This is a genomic window from Anaerocolumna sp. MB42-C2 (assembly GCF_030913705.1).
Lineage (GTDB): Bacteria > Bacillota > Clostridia > Lachnospirales > Lachnospiraceae > Anaerocolumna.
Map to the genome: position 1 here is coordinate 1,665,620 of NZ_CP133190.1, position 18,013 is coordinate 1,683,632.

Here is an 18,013-nt window from a genome sequence, read left to right on the forward strand (position 1 = left end):
TTCATCTATTTACTCCTTTGGCAAGTAACTGATCTATTTCACTCTTAATCATTTGTTTTAAATCTTCACGTTCTTCATCGGAAGGTCGTGTTGTTTCATCAAATAGAACAGAATCAGGAAGTTGATACACAGAACTTACTATTGGAGTATCACCTTTTCTTCTTGGATATAGATGCCAATGAATGTGAGAGCATCCATTTCCTAATAATTCATAATTCATTTTATCCGGTTTGAAAATATTACCTACTGCTTCGGCAACAATTGCCATTTCTTCAAGATGTTTTATCATGAAGTTTCGCTCTAAATTATACAATTCAGGCCCATGCTCTTTACAGTTAAACACAGTATAACCTCTAAAACGTTGAAACCACCCTAAGATTACATATCCGGTCTGAAGTTCCATAATGAAGTATGGATCCTGATAAATATTTTTTTGACTTTCACACATTTTACACGCCATTGTTATTTCCTCCCCGTCTTTACTTTTGCACTTGTACCAGTCATTACAAGCAATTGCTTTTTAATTTCTAGCTGGATTTTAGAGCGCAGACAAACTGATTTTAACTTTGGTGGGATTTACTCAATTAAATATCATAAACCTAATATCCAAGTTTTTCATGAATTAAAATTACTTCATATTCACTCCCTGTAGGTTTTTCCCATAATACAGAAGAATTTCTGCATATTCTCTGCGGGCTTTTACAATCGTAACATTTATCACCCTTTAGCGCACATGGCGTTTTTACTCCTAAACGTTTTGCATTAAGGGGTGCAGCTATATTTCTTGCTCTGTCTAAGGCCTCTTCATAACTTGAAGCTATTTTATTTTCGCCAATAATTAAATAAACTTTATCATGTCCAAAACTGATCGCAGATACACGATTTCCAGTATTATCAATATTGATGATTTCTCCTGTTTCGGCAATTCCATTTACCGAAGAAATATAAAAATCTGCAAGATTTGCCCTCTTTCTTACTTCCATGGCACTCATGTTTTCAGGTAATCGCATATGCCAATACACATCATTATGAGACACCAGTGCATCATACAGTTTCATTTCATCTACTGTAACTGAACCTCCGATTCCAATAGTTCTATTACTCATTTGATTAGATAAATACTTAGTTGCTTCTTCTGCATGATTAAATTCACTTACGATATACCCTAAGCACTCTAGACTATTTTTGATTTTTGTAAATTCCATAATTGTAGTACTCCTATTCATACAAGTTTTCTTTTTATAATCTGCATAAGACCATGGAATTAATTTAAGATTATGTTACCAACCATATTGCATTTTTTATAACATGGACCTTTCATATAACTCGCTTTTCCATCAAAAAAAATCTGCCTTTTCTCCATTCCGCATATCCTACATTTTTGTAAAAAGCTTTTGAATACAATTTTAAGGCAAATGGATTATTAGAATAAGCATCCAATCTGACTGATTGATATCCCCTGTCTATCATTTGTTTTTCTGCATATTCAAGAGTTATTTTCCCAATTCCCTGATGTTGAAATTCAGGATTTACACATAATCTATGGATTACGCAATATTCATCGTCAGGATACTCCCAAGCTCCATTTCTATAATCCGCATCGCATTCCTCGTTGATAACATAAATAACAGCAATTATTTGATTCTTTAGCCCGATAAATAATTGTTTTTTTTCGATGTCGTTGGCAAAATCTTTTCTGGTGGGATAGAGTTCATCCCACTGGTAAATTCCATTTGCCTCCATATTTTTGACGGCTGATTTAACAATAGTAAAAATTTCTTCTAAATCTTGCATTTCTGCTAGTCTAAAATACATATTATAATCTCCAAATATTTAAATTTCCTATATACCATTCTTTACTTCATGGATATAATGAAAGCTCGTTTAATAAAGTTCCTCATGCCATTGGGATATGCGTATGCTGCAGCAAAAAGATACTGTCCAAAACCAAAGCCAAAATCTAATATCCGCGGGCTGTCATTTCCATTTAATGGCATTGACTTCATGAATTTAACGCCTTCTGTTTTTTCCCACATAGCGATGTCTTCATATAAATATTCATTTGTATTTTTATATTTATTTTCCATATTTATTATGAATCCTTTTCCTCAACTGCAATATACACATCCATATATGGAATTCCATCTATATCATATTCTTTTTCAAAACATGAGATAAGCTTTTTATCCTCTTTATGACTTATTCCATTAACATGCATATGTGTCATCAACACTTTGTACGCATTTGGAATTAAACGAAATGGTGCTATTATTGGATTTTTTATTGTGATAACGATATATTTTTGTTTTTCTTGGCTAACAACATCCATTGTATCAGCAGTTTGTGCTACATTATCTGGCAATACCAATGCAGCGGCATAACCATGCATATTAAACACATTTATCTGCTCCTGTGATAAAACTGGAAAATCCCAGCCAATAATTTCCGGAGTGCCTATTTTCAATATATCTGCCCATTTTTTCACATGACTAATGGCATCATCTTCTGGTTCTGTGCTAACAACTGCATATCTAATATATCTGAATGGCTCTACATATTCCATTCGAATATCAGAATAAGCTTCGTCGCACACATTCATATCTTCTCGTATTAATTCATCCATACTACAAGAAAACAACTTACATATCTCGATAACTTTATCCATTTCTGGATACATCACATCCAACTCCCACTTCGATACGGTTTGTCTACTGACTCCAAGTTTTTCTGCCAACTCTTCCTGTGTCATCTTGTTTCTCATTTTCCTTAAAAATTGAATATTCTGTCCAAAACTCATAATTTTTCTCCTTTATAAAAGTTGAAACAAGCTTACATCAAGAATAGTATATATTCCACCAACCTTATGTTTCTTTATAAATAAATACAGCAACTTCAAGTTGCGGGATTTCAAGATTAGATTATCTCTTTAATTTATAAATAATCTTTGCTACGATTTAAATTTGTTGATGAAATCATTATACTATTTCATCACTGAATTTTCTTCATACTAACATCCATGCTATATGGGCATAAATCCTGAAGAATAACGTCTTTGACTACAGTTAATATAATAATTACTTTCCTCATACTTAACCCCACTTATTTTTTATAGTTAAGCTCTGCTAGATAATAATATAGGAACAGAATTATTAATCCATTACTTTTAAATCTGCCCTTAGGCCTACTGCTGAACAGAGAACCGTAAACTGCCTTTCTCCATCTAATCCTAGTAACTTGTCCGCCTCTTTTTGTTGAAAAGCCCCTATTGCACAATTACTGCAATTTGATGCTTCAGCTGCTAGATATAACTGTTCAGAAATGTGTCCAACGTCAATAAGCATCAATCGATGTGCAGTTCCTTTATATCTCCATTCACCTTTATAAGGAGTGCAACACCAAAAAAATACAACTCCAGCCAGTGTAGTATAATTCTGATTCTGTGAACCATTCGAGAATATCATGTCCATCTTATCAGTTAAATCAGGAATCTCATCTTCCATCACCAAATAATGTTCCACCGGAAGATAGCGCCATATTCCGCTCTTCATACCCTCTACATTAAGTATAGCTAAATATGTATCATAAGCATTAATACATCCACCAGTTGCAACTGTCCTTAAATAGTTCCTGCCTGAACCGTCTTTCATATATCTCAAATATCCAGGCACAATATCTCTGACTCCCTGTGTAGCCCACAACAAAAAAGAAAGTGTCTGTAATGAAAGTGCTTGCTGCCCATAGGTTCTTCTACTTTTTCTTTCCCTTATAGCATTATAGAGTGTCATTTTCGGAGCATTGTCATCTGAAATCTTAGGTAGATATAAAACAATAGCATCTTTCGAAAATTCTTTCTCGAAAACTGGTTGTGGAATCCCTTTCGCAATATCAGCTGTAGCAATCAAATCTTCATTACTCATTTGTGATTTCATAAAATCCCTATTATCTTGATACAACTCATCGCCTCCCAAATTATGGATAATATGATTATAGGCGTATTTTCATGCTAAAAACAGTCTGTTTTTAATTAAATGGCTATGTTATAATATAAGTGTAAGGAAATTATATATTTGTAAATATTACATTTTCCTTTTTCTCCACTGCACAGAATTATTAGACCATCGCATACATTTCTCCTAACCTGCTTTCTAATACATCCAATTCCAAATTTGCTAGTTCCATAAGTGAATAGTCTTTTGACAAAGACTTTATCAATTCACAGCCCTATGTTCTAAGTTTTTTAGAAATAAAAATATATTCAGCCATCCATTGAGCCATTTCATTTTCAAAAGGAAATGTTTCACAATCGGGAGCAGGAAGCTCCCCATAGATTTGGATACTTTTATTTTCTAAAAACCCTGAAGATATACAGATATTAAGCCAATGCTCCATATCATTAAATTCACTCTTCCACCATTCCTTTTCTTCTTCATTAACAGAAGCAAGAAGAAGATTCATCCATTTTTTTGAATTTTCGCTTTCAAAACTCTCAATAACGGATTTATTATAAATAGTATGTTTTTCATTTTTTAAAACTCTGTTTGCTTCACGAAAACCATCTAACATTTTTGCCTGCATACTTTCATAACCGGAATATGAGAACACAAGATCAACAGATTCGCTTAGAATTGGCAAGTTAGCTCCGTCACAGGCAAGATAGATCATTTCAACATAAGGATTTTTCCATTCGGTTGAGTAGAATATTTTGTTCCATTTTAAAATGCGGTGGCTTAAATCGACCATAATAATTATTACGGGCCAATTTATACGTTTTATTTGATGTTTTATTCCTTGACCCGTTCCACAAGCGATATCAAGTATAACTCGCGGACGGAGTTCTGATATTTTTTCCCAAATAACCTCAGATTGATTTAAACCTCTGTTATAGTTTGGATTACACGGCCCGTATTGTTCATGCATGTATTCTTCGTAATTACGATAGCTCAAAGACCATTGTTCGCCGGATATTTCTCTTGTTCTAAAGTCGACTACTCCATCAACCACATAGTATTGATGATTATTTTCACATTCATATATCAAAGTATCATTTTTCTGTATTTTTAACTTCATTTGCTTTTTGCATTTAGGGCAAATAAGAAGTTTATTCAAGTGCATAAGACCTCTGTCGATATTTATATTTTCATCAAAAAAATTATCACCTTCAAGAATTGCATTGATTGAGGTATTGCAAATCCATGAAATATTCAATAATTTTTCAATATCTGGAAGGGAAGCCCCTGTTTCCCATTTTGATACAGCTTGTGTACTTACATCCAGTTTTTCAGCAAGTTCCGCTTGCGAATAATTTAGATTTTTACGCAGATGATTCTTTTACCAACCTCAAGTTTGTCAATCATTTGAATTCCTCCTGTCTTTTAGTTTCATGTTACTGCTAAAAACTAACCAGTGCAATGGATTGACGGTTTAACTTTTTGACTTTGCTATCAACTAACGGTAGATATTCTTAAAATTCTCTACTTTTTATATGTAATGATCATTCCGTAATCGATGATAACAACGAGGTAAATATTATTTTCTTTGTTTTCGTTGTAATTTTTTAGATAAGTGATTTGTATTCATAGATTTTATAGGAATATGTGCTAAACGCTTTTCTGCGATAAATACATAATAGCCATTTAAATTGATTACTTTAGTACCTCCAAAAATAGATGTGAGTTTATTTTTATACCAATCTTTACGTTTTGTAACCATTACCATTTTTCCACCAATTGTAAGTTTTTTAAACCCCATTTCAATAAATTGTTTTGGTACAGAAAAATCAACATGATAAGGTGGATTAGAAAGAATCAATGTAAAATCATTGTCTATGATATTTTCTAAACCATTACTCTTAATTATTTTTAAATCTGGTACTTCGTTTATATCTGCGTTAATTCGCGATAATCTGATTGCATCATCAGAAAAATCGCACAATGTTACATTGTTTTCACCAATTAGTTTACTTGCCAAAATACCAACAACGCCATATCCACAGCCTAAATCAAGAATTTTATCAGTACTTTGAAATTCAATTTGAGTTAACATAGTGATTGTTCCCATATCAATTGCCGATGGAGAAAATAATTTATCATCCGTCTCAAATTTGAGTGTTATGCCCTTTATTTCTGTTATAATCATTAATTGTACCTTCCAATCTTAATGCATATTTAGTATTTGCTAAACAATTGCTCCACGTATACGAACCAACTAAATATCATTTTACATATCACTTTCACAAAGGTGAGTGTAATCACTGTTCGTAATCTCCAATGATGACAAATGGAATTATTTAATGCATAGGATATGTTCTGTGCCATTATATAGTTATCCAATATCTTTTTATATACTCTCCATCAATGTATACTTCTTTTTCATAAATCCCACCATTGGCAATGATAGTTTTCTCACTTGCAAGATTATCCCGGTTACAAGTAATCATAACTCTATCCATACATCGATCTTTGCATTTTTTTAAGTTTTGTCTTAGCATTTCTTTTGCATACCCCTTATTTCTTTCGGAAGGGCGTATAGAGTAACCCATATGACCTCCCCAAAGTCCTAAAATAGGATGGTTTATATGATGTCTAAGGTCGATTACTCCAACTATTTTGTTGTCAGAAATACGAACTGCAATATATGTATTTGATGTGACGCTTCCAGTTGGACAAGTTTCAATATTTTCCTTTTCAGCGAGAATATTAAGCCATTCTTCAATAGTTGAACATTGTCTTAAACTACCACATCCTGCAAATGAATCCTTATCGTTAGCTTCTAAAATCTCTTTACGAAACTGCATTATATCATCACCATATTCTATTGATGGTCTGATTACTTTAATTTCTTCCATTTACTCATCTCCATATATTCAAATTTTATCTTAGTATTACAGTAAAAAACATCTATTTCATTGAATGTAGGAATATCTGCAGGATTTTTAAACTTGTCTAAAATATATTCGTCCACATAATCCTTGCGCAGTATTTCTTCTAACGAGCAAGTTACATGAACATATAATTGTGGGTATTCACATCTAAGATATCACTAAATTTTGATATGCTACAAACATCCAGATTCTTAGCATTAATCAGTTCTTTTTCATTGTACCAAATCGTTTTCAAACCGACGTTCAAAGCGCCTATAACATCGGTCTTATAATCATTACCCATATAAACGATATCTTTCTTACATACTTTGGGGTTTTCCTGTAATATTATTGATATAGCATATTCAAAAAAACTATTATCAGGTTTCCTTTTTCCGAAATCTGCACTTGAAAATAAATTAATAAAATATTTACCTATTCCAAAGTCATTTAATAAGTGCTTATTAGAGGAAGAAAGAAAAATACTATTTGAAAGTATATACATTTTTATTCCCTGAGCATGTAATTTTTCTATTGTGATTCGTGTTTCATCTTCTAAATACTCCTCCTGCATTTCGTTCATAATTTGATAATCAAGTACTTCCGTATCTACTTGTAAATTCACATCAAAATTTTTGCAATACATTGGAAAATCATCACGTATAAATGAAATTTCATTGTTTGTCGTTTTTCTCTCCTCATAAAAAGGTATGAATGTTTCTGAATATTCAATTAACTCCTCATATGAACAACTTTGTTGGAAAAGCGTATGTAAATATTTCAAACCTCTATCAAATTCAAACGATTTATCTTTTAATATTGTATCGTATAAATCAAAAAGAATAACTTTCTGCATCAACATCTCCTTATGTAAATTCTATTTTATCACTGCATTACTGCAAAATTTTCAGTTCTCCATTGAATCCTACAATGAATCATTGCTCATATTATACCACCATAACCACATTATCTCTACCTATTTATTCCAATTCCATCGTCTCTCATAATTTAATTGTCAAAAACCATCGTTCAGGTAAGAACAGGGGGATTATTTTTTGTATTCTTTCTTTTATTGGACTCTTAATTGCTTAAGAATCTACAAAAAAAGGGAACATCGTTAGATTAACAATATCCCTGCGTTTTATTTTTAATTCTGTTATTATATATCTATACACTTGTCCAGATTTCTTTCCCGACGACGAAATAGCCGCTTACTTAGAAATTTATGGCTTAATAGTTTATTAATATATCTGGGCTAATGTGAAAGAATGTGAGTACCCTAACTGCAGATTATGCTTAAATGGGGTGGTACTGCTATAGGATTAACTGAATTTTCATCAGCCTGCCGGAACAAGAAAAAGAGTAGGTATCTCACGAAACGACATAGACTGATCATAATCTCCGTAGTTATATTTATCCAGTTTGGGATAATCCTCATTCTTCCCGTAGTCAAGCACACCGTCTGCAATTTTTTGTGTTTTGAGTGTTGTTCCCTCCAATGTTGATACATCAATATTATATACCCCCATATGACCCTCATACCGCACAAATCTGCCAGAACCATTGGTATACAAACTGGAATGGCTACCGCTAAGTTCTCCACATTTAATAAGTTTATCGTTAACAACCGTATAAACCGTATATTTATATGCAGCCTCACAGCCACCTGTCTTTAATATAAACTCTGGAATTCCATTCTGATTCATGTCATATAAGCAATAACTGGAAAGCATAAGATAAACACCGTGTGTATGGTCATTCGTGTCTTCGTCTAAAGTTATGGTATCTGCAGCTATCCCCTGTAAAAGTAATATTATATAATTTCGTGTGACATCATCAAATTGCTGAAAATATTTTATAAATTCATCCTGTTGTTCTGTTGTCATTGTACGGCCTTCTGGTAAAAGACCGGTAAGTTTCCATCTTTCAATAAAAGCTTGGAATTCATCATTAACGGCGGTATCTTTCACAGTGTCAGACGGCAAAATAATTTGTGTTGTTTCACTCTTGGCAAAAAGTGTTGATTCTGATAGCTCTCTATATTTGTCTCCACATACTGTTAATATTAATATCAATACCATCTTCCACATTTTAATTAAGTCCCCAATCATATAAATGATATTTTGTTCACAATCTCCAACTAAAGCAAATTTATTATTTTATTATACTGCCTTAAATAGAATATTTCTACCTTTTTATCCTCCCTCTTGTCACATAGGGAATTTATAGTAATACCTGCCCCTTGCTTTCTGTAATTGCTTTGCCTATTACATTTAATAAGAATAGATTCCAGATTTACATTATGCCTTGCCGGCCACCGGCCCTGCCGCCGATAACCGTTTTTCCTTTTACATTATCCCATTTAAAGTTTTCATTTTTGTCTCTTGATACTAAGAAATTACCTGCACGCTGTGTTAATTGAGCAAAATTGACAACATAATCCTCTTTGCCCTCATTATACACATAAATAGAAGCCTCCGAACCCATGAATCCAATATCTGCATCACCGGATAATACAGCCGTCAAGGTCTTTTACCTTTTACACTTAAGAATTCTTCCAGGGTCAGGTTTAATTTAACGGTTACAATATGACCATCAGCATCCACCCGATTAATTAATTTTGCTAATATCATTTTCTGTTGATCTGTATCCAGAGAAAGAAATTCCTCCCTCCAGTTTGGATGAAGTTCATTATTCGTAAAACTGTCAATATTAAGCTCATTTAATTTTATTTCTAATTCGCTTAACAGCTCTTTTTCTTCCTGAATTTTTTGAGTTAGTTCTTCCATTTGTTCTATAATCAATTCTTTCGTAAATACACTTCTTCCTTTTAATATATTCAATACCTCTTTCTTTAAAAGATTACGTTCCGTTTCCAGTTCTGTAATTATACCCTTCTGCCGCCGCACTTTCGTATTTAGCTTTTTTATTAATGTATTATGGTGCCTGACTAATTCAGGCTTAATATCTTTTTTGTCATAACACTCCAAAAGCTGTCCAATCTCTTCCAGTACAGGTATCTCAAGTCTTTCCGCCGGAATATATCCGGTTTTACATTCGCTTTGGCCATTCCTTCTACCATAACATACATAATAAGCTTTTCTATTCTTTTTATAGTCTTCGAAGCTTTTGACAGCGTATTTTTTTATCTCCTGATTACTATATGTATGGGGGTAGGAATAGTGGAGCGTTAATCTGGCACCGCATTCTTTGCAAAAAGAATACCCTGTAAATAATAACGGACTTTTCGTCTGTTTTGGGAAATTACTTTCTGTTTTGGATCTTCTCTTTATTATATTCTGTGCCTCTCTCCATTGCTTCTCCGATATAATAGCCAGCTCCGGATATTTTACTGATGATATCTTGCACTTCCATTGGTTTGTATACTTTTTGTCACCGTATTGATTTGTATTTCTGCCATAAGTAAAATAACCTTTGTAGATTGTATTTTTTAGTATTCCTAATATGGTTGAACCTGACCACAGCTTCCCTTTCTTCGTAGGAATTTTACCCTCATTTAATTCCTTTGCAATTCTTCTTGCTCCATATCCTTTCATGGTTGTCAAATCGTATATTTTGTGAATGATAACAGCTTCCTTATCATCTAAGACCAGTTTTTTTATTTCTCTGCCTTTAGCATTATGTAGTCCAGCAGAAATATGTTTATAACCATATGCAGCGGCACAGCCTAAGAATTTACCCTCGTTTGCCATCTGCTTTTTTGCCTCTAACGTTCTCTGCTGAATTTTTTTACTTTCTCCTTCTGCCTGCCAGAATGTTATATAATTAAGAAGAGTATCTATATGGCTGTCTAAAACCCTCTGTCCTTCCTTAACCGACCAAACCTCAATGCCGTGTTCCACAAACCATTTTAGAACATACGGTGTTTCTTCTTCAATTCTTCCAAGCCGGTCGAACATAAAAACAAGTAACACATCAAACTGGTTTTGCCCAGCCTCTGTCCGCAACTGCTCCAGTACTTCTCTCTGATCCGCCTTCCTTTTATAACCGGATACACCTTTCTCATAAAATTCTTTTACAAACCTCCAGTCGTTATGCGTTGAAATAAAATTCAAACAGGCATTTCGCTGCATTGGAATATCATCCTCAGTCATTTGTTTTTTAGTACTTACCCGGTAAAAACAAACTACCCTTTTCATGATACACACTCCTAAGCAAAATTATACTATGCTACAACAAGTTGTATTTCTCTAGGAAATTATCCTTAAGTAAGGTAATAACATTGGTCAAGGAATCCCCAGCTTTTTCTGCAAAATCCAGTTTTATCCACATATTAGATTTTTTATTAAACCGTTTAAGTGATTTTGTACCATCTTCATTCGTTATTATTTCATAATCAGCTGCTTCTGGATTACTCTCTGTTTTTAGAGATATGGACTCGTCTGAATCTTCTTTGGAACTATTAACATGATACGAAACTTTATCTATCATTAATTTCATCCCCGGTGCTAAGTCTTTATATATCCTTATGCCGGCTGACTTGTTCAGATTCGATAAACCCAATAAAAGTATAATAAAATTATAAAAACGAAAAAATCCCCCTATCCTATAAAAGCTTTTGGGAGATTTTCTCGTATGAAAGATATAAACATATAAGTTAAATTATACTAATGATCGTTACTAAATATTAGATTAAAATTACGCCTCACAATATGGCTCCCTATACCTTGCCATGTTAGATTTCCACCTACTAAACCAATTGTCCTTTTCCGGACTCACTCAGCCTTTAACCGCTCCGGCAACCATACCTTGAATAATTTGTTTACTGAATACAAAATAGAATACGACAATAGGGGCCATCGTTATAAGCATTGCAGCCATGATTTTTGTATAATCTGAACTGAATTGTCCGGTAAACTGCGTTACAGCCAGAGGTACTGTCTGCAATCTTGGATCCTTAATAAGTACTAATGCAAAAGAGAACTCATTCCAACAGGAGAACGTTTGGATGATTGCAACCGTCGTAAGAATCGGTTTACACATAGGCAATATAATAGAAAACAGTGTTCTGCTGAAACTGCTGCCATCAATTGCTGCCGCTTCTTCCAAAGCAACCGGTATTCCTTTCACATATCCCTCTACTAAGAATATGGCGATTGGAAAACCGAATGATACATATGGCATAATTAAAGTAAACCACTGGTTACCTAATCCGGACCGTGTAAATACTACATAAATCGGAACCAATAAGGAATGAATCGGGATTAACATACCCATTAAAAACAATATATATAATAAACGATTTCCCGGAAATTTAATCCTGGCTAAAATATAGCCAATAATGTAACCAAAGAGAACAATCAAAAATACCGAAATTATAGTCGTTCTAAAGCTGTTAATAACGGATTCAAATATGTGGTAATCTTTGTTGGTCAGAATATTAATGTAATTATGAAAATCAGGGCTTTTGGGTAATCCCATAACGTTCGCATTGAATTCTCTTTTCTCCTTTAAAGAAGAATAAAACATCCATACTAAAGGGAAGATACAGGATAATGAGAAAATAAACAAAATTACATTCATAAATATGGACAAAACTCTGCTTTTTATAATGGAACCGGTATCTATTCCGGAATTTTTATTTGTCATTATCTATCTCCTCCTTTTTCCCTTGATAATACTTTAACTAATAATTGAGAGCCGCCTATTACTACTAAACTTGCTATAAAGATACCGATTGATATGGCACTACCATATCCCATGTTTTGCTGTGCGAATGAAATCTTGTATCCATATAGAGCCATAACCATGGAAGCATTACCGGGTCCGCCGGCAGTCATAACGAAAATATGATCGAATGCTTTCATATTACCTGCTACACAAAGAGTTACACAAACAAGTAAAGTATTTTTTATTAAAGGTAACACAATATAAATTGCTCTTTGAAAACCATTTGCACCATCAATTTCAGAAACTTCGAAAATTTCCTTATCAACAGAAGAAATAGCTGATAAAATAATAACCATGTAATAACCGATAAACTGCCAGATCAAAGGAATGGAGATTAATAACATAACCAGTTTAGGTTCATTTAACCATACCTTTGCCGAATCGTGTTTTCCGACAGCATCTAAAAACCAGTTTAATACACCACGTTTGTAGTCATATATCATAGTCCAGATAAAACCGATTGAAACTGCTGATACAGTGCTTGGGAAAAATCCAAAGGTACGATGAATCCCTTTAAATTTAACCAAACGGGAATTAATCATTAAAACAAAAACAAATGCAAGGCCTATTTGGCCGATAATACAAGCAATTACTAAATATATGTTATGACTGAAGGAATTCCAGAATACAGAATCCTTTAAAAGAGTCGCATAATTTTCAAATCCAATGAAGGTTTTATTAGGTCCACCTTTCCATTCAAAAAAACTGTAAAAAGCTGCAGTGACTAAAGGAATGAAGACTGCAAATACATACAATGCAATTGGCAATAATAAATATGCAAAAATAACTCTATTCTTAGGTCGAATTGAACTTAACATTTTTCGCCTCCTTAAAAATGTGTCGTTATAAAAACATAGTGATAAAACTTCTATTAATATAAATTCATAGTTATAAAACTATCTAATGTAAACCTTGGCTATGATTACTTATTTATAATCATAATCAGGAAAATCCATTGTGACTTATTTAGTCAGGCCTCATCTGAGAAACTCTGCTCAGACAAGGCCTGTTTCAAGTTATATTATTACTTTTAAATTTTAAGAATATGATAGGAAACTCAGAAATTAATAATTATCGTCATATGCTTTTTGTGCATTTTTTGCAACATCTTCCGGTGAAATCTCTCCATTTAACATAGTTTGAAGATCTGTATTTAATACATCCCATACAGCACTGGAAACGTAGGAGTCATAGATTTCACAAGGTTTGTTATCAACATACTGATAGTTGTAGAAATCTTGTGTAAATTGATCAAATTTACTTAAATCAACATTTTCTACTTTTGTTAAGCCGCTTAAAGCATAGTTGGATGCTACGTAATTAGCAAATGCAGGGCCTGTTACTTCATATGCTAAATCAATAGCTGCATTTAATTTATCCTGATCATCAGCTAACTTAGGATTAATAGCAACTGAATATCCAAGACCGATATCATGTGTCTTAGTAGATGCTGTAGCACCGGTTGGTTGAGGAAGTACAGCAAATTTAGTTGTATTGTAAAGGTCCGTATCTTTTAAAGCAGACTGGATATAAGAAACATCCCAGTTACCGCCGATATATGCTGCTGCATCACCGGAGATATAATATTCTCTTGCATCTTCGTTCGTAATTGCATTGAAATCCTGATTGAAAACACCGGAAGCAAAAGCATCTTTAGTGAATTTAAGTGCATCTACAAATGCCTTATCTGTAAATTTAGCACCTTTCTTTTCAATTAGAGAATGTGTCCAGTCAGGACCTGTAAATCTGTCACCGATTGTTGCTAAGAAAGTGGAGTTAACCTGCCATTTACTTCCATTACCAAATGCGATTGTATCAATGCCTTGATCTTTGAAGTAATCTTTTGCTTTCAAAACATCTTCCCAGGTTTCAGGAAATGTGTCAAAACCTGCTTCTTTCCATTTAGCGGAATCATATACTACAACTGCACAAGTACCAGCTGTTAATACTGGGAAACCATAGATCTTGCCATCTGATGTAAATGGATAGAAAGTTGATTGTTCATATTGTGAAGCATAAGGCGATTTAGAAATGATATCTGTTAAATCCATTACAAGACCCTGAGAAGCCCAGCCTTTTGTATTCATACCTTGTAATAGGAATACATCCGGTAAATCGTTAGCTGCTGCAAGTGTCGCAATCTGTGTTTTATAATCATCATTTGCTAATACATTTTGAACTAATTTAATATCAGGATGAACTGTTTCCCAATCTGCAATTACAGAACGAAAAGATTCAGAACCGCCATTTCCTTCAGATTCTTCTGATGTGGAAAAGTGCATAAGTTCAAGTTCACCTTTGTAAGCAAGATTAGTCTGAGCTACACCGGTTTTTGTAGTTGCTGTTTCTCCGGTTGCTGTGTTTTCCGTTGCGGTATCCTGAGTCTGAGTCTGAGTTTGATCTGTTGTTTCTGCAGTTGTATTCCCCTCAGAGGCAGGTGCTTTTTTACCACAGCCTGTCAGTAATGTTGCGACCATTGCAGTTGCAAGTAGTACACTTAAAAACTTCTTTTTCATAAGCTAGTCCTCCATTTTTTTATATATGTTTCATTTATATTATTATCACCATTAAGGTAATAAAAATACCAGATTACTATAATCATATTTTTTATAAATTATTTTAATTTACTTACTGTTGCACCCTTATCCAGAACTCCGGGAACGATAATATGTTCCGTAAATGTTGTTTTAGGTCTTTCTATTAAATCAATCAGTTTTTCTGCAGCGTACTGCCCCAGTTTTATCGTATCCTGATTTATCGTAGTCAGCTGCGGTTCTAAAATTTTTGTAATTCGTATTCCATCATAACCTGCAACCGATATATCCTTAGGTATCTTAAGTCCTCTTGCTTTAATTGCATTCATTCCCCCTAAACCGGCGTAATCATCCGGAAATAATATACAGGTAGGTGGATCGGAAAGCTCCAGAAGTTCATTGGTAAGCCGTGCTGTTGTTACCGTATCTCTATAGGCAGATTCTCTGATATACTCATCCGGAATGTCCAGACCATATTCTTCCGCTATCTTATAAAAGCTGTGCAGACGGTTTTTTGTTACTGCTGCATTACCCGCACCATGAATATAAGCTATTTTTCTATGTCCGCATTCATAAACATAGTTAAATAGTTCCCTGATACCCTTTATATTATCAGACATAACTGCTGTTCTGTCATTGAACAGATGATCAATCGTTACAACCGGTAAATCACTGTGTATTAATTCTAAAACTTCTATTTCATCATAATCAATACAAGCAATAACCACACCATCAAGACCTCTGTATCTGCAATGCTCCAAATAGGACATCTTATCTTTTCTCTGCTTGCTTCCGCTGATAAAGGTAATATCATATCCATGTCTTTCCGCTGAAACTTTTAAACTTTCCAATACCATAACAAAATGGTCATGTGTTAAACCGCTGTTTGCTTCATCAATCATAAGGACACCGAGATTATAACTTCGATTCGTCTTTAATGTACGTGCCGATGAGTTAGGAAAGTATCCCATCTCTTTTGCCGTTTCACGAACCAGTCGTTTTGTTTCTTCTCCAATATCCTTATGTCCGTTTAAAGCTTTACTCACTGTAGCGACTGATACGCCACAAACAACCGAGATATCTTTCATAGACACCATGAACGTTCCTCCTACCCAATACAGGTTAACGTTTAGCTAAAATAATAAGACTTTCCAGTAATATGTATACATTTACTACTTAATCGATTTACTATAACGATTAAGTACTGCTATAGTATATAATAATTTACTATTTATTGCAATACTTATTTTATTAATTTTGTAATTCTTAATAATTATGTCTTAATTCCGTCTATTAATATGTTGATTATTACTTTTTTTATTATGGATAATCCCAACTTTTTTTGCTTTATTGTCTTAATTATATATATATAATGATATAAAGTCAAAATGTACGTAATAGATCCGACTTGGATACTATATATGCATGGATTATTCAAATTTTTCATTAAAAATAAAGCTTAAACGATTTCTAAAATAATAATAAAATTAGTATTCCACAATATACATGTATTTGGGATTGCAAAATATAGATATTTCAGGAACATAGCCGGAATAAATCGATTAACAAAGATAATATTGAAATTATTTATTTAAGTTAATAATAGATTATAATTACTTTATTTAGTTAATATGCAAGTGTAAAATTAGGATTTATTAAGTAACATTAGGTACTTTGTAACATATCGCCGTCATGGTTTTATCCGCACCTAATCCGTTTACTAACTCTACATCCAGGCCCTCGTCCTTAAAATAACCTAATTCAAAAGCTGCGTATTGAGGAGCATAGAAAATGGAATGTGCAACTTCATTTAGTTGAACCTTTATTAATGCATTGTCTTTTTTACAGCCGGTAAATAATGCTGAAATCAAAACAATGACCATAACCGCAACGATTCCTTTTTTCTTCATTGTAATCCCCCTTGAGGTGAGTATTATACAATATAATATATTCTTTCCCAGGTTTTGTGCTTGTTCTACATTATTAAGTGCAGAGTATAACAATTATATTTTGTACATGGCGACTTCTTTTAAGTATAAAAACAGGGTTGAAGCAAATTTATAATCCACCTGCTTCAACCCAAAATGTCAAACATACATGCTGTTATTATGCCTGCTTCCATCTTTTCAATTCAGGAAAATAAGTAAGCATGCTGTCCCTGGCTGTCTTTTCATCCGGATAAACTCCTGCTTCCAAGGTAAATGGTACGCAGCTGTTTATCATATCTTCCATGGTATCATTTGATGTAAATTCTCCTTTTTCGTAACAGTAGCGGCAATAATCTTGACTTTTACTTAAGTCTTTCTCGTCTCCCCTGTCTTCATCACTAATCATTGGCATTCCACAGCTTTGACAGAAATAACTTCCTTTCGCTATAGGAAAGTATAATTCTACAATATCAGGGTTCCCGGGATCTGGATAATGTTCGTGTACAGCACCAATTAATTTCAAGTTATTTTTAGGAATAAAATCATTAATTACATTATGGAATACCGAAAGATATTCTTCCTGATTGCTTGCTGCCACAATATATGTTTGTGACGGAACATCCCATTTAACCCAGCCAACAGGGGCTGCTGTTTCTTCTTTCACTTCACAGCAGGCTAAATACTTGCCAGCCTTGTCATCCCACCTGTTAAAATTTTCATCCAGATCACTCATGATTCCCCATATTGATGTTTTACCATTATTCTTTATTGCCAATCCCTCAATTTCTGTAAAATTGCCGTTGGCATCATCCCAAAGTGGTTTTATCCAGCTCCAGGGATTTTCTGCTGCACCTTGTCCGAGCTTTCCTAATACTGAAAATTTTTCTTTGTATACATACTTCATATCCATTTTATATCGCTCCTTTATTTTTGATAATTCAATAATATCAAATGGAATATGACAACAGTATGTCATGTTAAAAATCAAATAAAACATTTGT

The 18,013-nt window shown here is 33.5% G+C and carries 18 protein-coding genes and 2 pseudogenes; all 20 read right to left on the reverse strand.

Going from position 1 to position 18,013, the window contains the following annotated elements; genetic code table 11:
• Position 1: 1 nt before the first annotated feature.
• The 20 genes and pseudogenes from RBU59_RS07505 to RBU59_RS07600 all read right to left on the reverse strand — a co-directional run bounded on the left by RBU59_RS07505 (position 2) and on the right by RBU59_RS07600 (position 17,922).
• A complete protein-coding gene (locus RBU59_RS07505; protein ID WP_308147260.1) occupies positions 2-460 on the reverse strand; it encodes an HIT family protein in 459 nt (152 codons plus the stop codon).
• A gap of 139 nt (positions 461-599) precedes the next feature.
• On the reverse strand, positions 600-1,205 hold the full coding sequence (locus tag RBU59_RS07510; RefSeq protein WP_308147261.1) for a lactate utilization protein: 606 nt from the start codon (positions 1,203-1,205) through the stop codon (positions 600-602).
• 112 nt (positions 1,206-1,317) lie between these two features.
• Positions 1,318-1,815, reverse strand: coding sequence for a GNAT family N-acetyltransferase (locus tag RBU59_RS07515; RefSeq protein WP_308147262.1), 498 nt, complete (start codon positions 1,813-1,815; stop codon positions 1,318-1,320).
• Between the two features lie 41 nt (positions 1,816-1,856).
• Positions 1,857-2,087 (reverse strand): hypothetical protein, encoded by a 231-nt coding sequence (locus RBU59_RS07520; protein WP_308147263.1) that lies wholly within the window; start codon positions 2,085-2,087, stop codon positions 1,857-1,859.
• Between the two features lie 5 nt (positions 2,088-2,092).
• The gene (locus tag RBU59_RS07525) at positions 2,093-2,797 is read right to left on the reverse strand and encodes a helix-turn-helix domain-containing protein (RefSeq protein WP_308147264.1); all 705 of its coding nucleotides are present in this window, start codon (positions 2,795-2,797) and stop codon (positions 2,093-2,095) included.
• 352 nt (positions 2,798-3,149) lie between these two features.
• The gene (locus tag RBU59_RS07530) at positions 3,150-3,953 is read right to left on the reverse strand and encodes a SagB/ThcOx family dehydrogenase (RefSeq protein ID WP_308147265.1); all 804 of its coding nucleotides are present in this window, start codon (positions 3,951-3,953) and stop codon (positions 3,150-3,152) included.
• Between the two features lie 268 nt (positions 3,954-4,221).
• Entirely contained in the window at positions 4,222-5,319 is a 1,098-nt protein-coding gene (locus RBU59_RS07535; RefSeq protein WP_308148557.1) for a helix-turn-helix domain-containing protein, read from the reverse strand.
• A gap of 207 nt (positions 5,320-5,526) precedes the next feature.
• Positions 5,527-6,135: a class I SAM-dependent methyltransferase gene (locus tag RBU59_RS07540; RefSeq protein WP_308147266.1), complete on the reverse strand. Its 609-nt coding sequence runs from the start codon at positions 6,133-6,135 to the stop codon at positions 5,527-5,529.
• 178 nt (positions 6,136-6,313) lie between these two features.
• Positions 6,314-6,844 (reverse strand): GNAT family N-acetyltransferase, encoded by a 531-nt coding sequence (locus RBU59_RS07545; RefSeq protein ID WP_308147267.1) that lies wholly within the window; start codon positions 6,842-6,844, stop codon positions 6,314-6,316.
• A 151-nt stretch (positions 6,845-6,995) separates the two neighbouring features.
• Positions 6,996-7,715, reverse strand: coding sequence for an HAD family hydrolase (locus RBU59_RS07550; RefSeq protein ID WP_308147268.1), 720 nt, complete (start codon positions 7,713-7,715; stop codon positions 6,996-6,998).
• Between the two features lie 481 nt (positions 7,716-8,196).
• Positions 8,197-8,949, reverse strand: coding sequence for a hypothetical protein (locus tag RBU59_RS07555; RefSeq protein ID WP_308147269.1), 753 nt, complete (start codon positions 8,947-8,949; stop codon positions 8,197-8,199).
• 223 nt (positions 8,950-9,172) lie between these two features.
• Positions 9,173-9,391 (reverse strand): annotated as a pseudogene (locus RBU59_RS07560) (ABC transporter substrate-binding protein); the annotation flags it as partial.
• The gene (locus RBU59_RS07565) at positions 9,382-11,019 is read right to left on the reverse strand and encodes a recombinase family protein (RefSeq protein WP_308147270.1); all 1,638 of its coding nucleotides are present in this window, start codon (positions 11,017-11,019) and stop codon (positions 9,382-9,384) included. The pseudogene RBU59_RS07560 and the gene RBU59_RS07565, both read right to left, overlap by 10 nt.
• Positions 11,020-11,050: 31 nt before the next feature.
• A complete protein-coding gene (locus RBU59_RS07570) occupies positions 11,051-11,311 on the reverse strand; it encodes a hypothetical protein (protein ID WP_308147271.1) in 261 nt (86 codons plus the stop codon).
• A gap of 288 nt (positions 11,312-11,599) precedes the next feature.
• Positions 11,600-12,469, reverse strand: coding sequence for a carbohydrate ABC transporter permease (locus tag RBU59_RS07575; RefSeq protein WP_308147272.1), 870 nt, complete (start codon positions 12,467-12,469; stop codon positions 11,600-11,602).
• The gene (locus tag RBU59_RS07580) at positions 12,469-13,368 is read right to left on the reverse strand and encodes a carbohydrate ABC transporter permease (protein WP_308147273.1); all 900 of its coding nucleotides are present in this window, start codon (positions 13,366-13,368) and stop codon (positions 12,469-12,471) included. Before RBU59_RS07580 ends, RBU59_RS07575 begins: the two co-directional genes overlap by 1 nt.
• A gap of 246 nt (positions 13,369-13,614) precedes the next feature.
• A complete protein-coding gene (locus tag RBU59_RS07585) occupies positions 13,615-15,066 on the reverse strand; it encodes an extracellular solute-binding protein (protein WP_308147274.1) in 1,452 nt (483 codons plus the stop codon).
• 98 nt (positions 15,067-15,164) lie between these two features.
• Positions 15,165-16,181 (reverse strand): LacI family DNA-binding transcriptional regulator, encoded by a 1,017-nt coding sequence (locus RBU59_RS07590; RefSeq protein ID WP_308147275.1) that lies wholly within the window; start codon positions 16,179-16,181, stop codon positions 15,165-15,167.
• A gap of 585 nt (positions 16,182-16,766) precedes the next feature.
• Positions 16,767-16,967, reverse strand: a pseudogene (locus RBU59_RS07595) (ABC transporter substrate-binding protein); the annotation flags it as partial.
• Between the two features lie 223 nt (positions 16,968-17,190).
• Positions 17,191-17,922: a zinc ribbon domain-containing protein gene (locus tag RBU59_RS07600; protein ID WP_308147276.1), complete on the reverse strand. Its 732-nt coding sequence runs from the start codon at positions 17,920-17,922 to the stop codon at positions 17,191-17,193.
• Positions 17,923-18,013: the final 91 nt, after the last annotated feature.

Bases quoted from the DNA above. Each gene is read 5' to 3' on its own strand.
- RBU59_RS07510 (WP_308147261.1), bottom strand. From the start codon at position 1,205: ATGGAATTTACAAAAATCAAAAATAGTCTAGAGTGCTTAGGGTATATC.
- RBU59_RS07565 (WP_308147270.1), bottom strand. From the start codon at position 11,019: ATGAAAAGGGTAGTTTGTTTTTACCGGGTAAGTACTAAAAAACAAATG.
- RBU59_RS07575 (WP_308147272.1), bottom strand. From the start codon at position 12,469: ATGACAAATAAAAATTCCGGAATAGATACCGGTTCCATTATAAAAAGC.
- RBU59_RS07515 (WP_308147262.1), bottom strand. From the start codon at position 1,815: ATGTATTTTAGACTAGCAGAAATGCAAGATTTAGAAGAAATTTTTACT.
- RBU59_RS07585 (WP_308147274.1), bottom strand. From the start codon at position 15,066: ATGAAAAAGAAGTTTTTAAGTGTACTACTTGCAACTGCAATGGTCGCA.
- RBU59_RS07580 (WP_308147273.1), bottom strand. From the start codon at position 13,368: ATGTTAAGTTCAATTCGACCTAAGAATAGAGTTATTTTTGCATATTTA.
- RBU59_RS07505 (WP_308147260.1), bottom strand. From the start codon at position 460: ATGGCGTGTAAAATGTGTGAAAGTCAAAAAAATATTTATCAGGATCCA.
- RBU59_RS07550 (WP_308147268.1), bottom strand. From the start codon at position 7,715: ATGCAGAAAGTTATTCTTTTTGATTTATACGATACAATATTAAAAGAT.
- RBU59_RS07590 (WP_308147275.1), bottom strand. From the start codon at position 16,181: ATGGTGTCTATGAAAGATATCTCGGTTGTTTGTGGCGTATCAGTCGCT.
- RBU59_RS07545 (WP_308147267.1), bottom strand. From the start codon at position 6,844: ATGGAAGAAATTAAAGTAATCAGACCATCAATAGAATATGGTGATGAT.
- RBU59_RS07570 (WP_308147271.1), bottom strand. From the start codon at position 11,311: ATGATAGATAAAGTTTCGTATCATGTTAATAGTTCCAAAGAAGATTCA.
- RBU59_RS07525 (WP_308147264.1), bottom strand. From the start codon at position 2,797: ATGAGTTTTGGACAGAATATTCAATTTTTAAGGAAAATGAGAAACAAG.
- RBU59_RS07555 (WP_308147269.1), bottom strand. From the start codon at position 8,949: ATGTGGAAGATGGTATTGATATTAATATTAACAGTATGTGGAGACAAA.
- RBU59_RS07520 (WP_308147263.1), bottom strand. From the start codon at position 2,087: ATGGAAAATAAATATAAAAATACAAATGAATATTTATATGAAGACATC.
- RBU59_RS07540 (WP_308147266.1), bottom strand. From the start codon at position 6,135: ATGATTATAACAGAAATAAAGGGCATAACACTCAAATTTGAGACGGAT.
- RBU59_RS07600 (WP_308147276.1), bottom strand. From the start codon at position 17,922: ATGGATATGAAGTATGTATACAAAGAAAAATTTTCAGTATTAGGAAAG.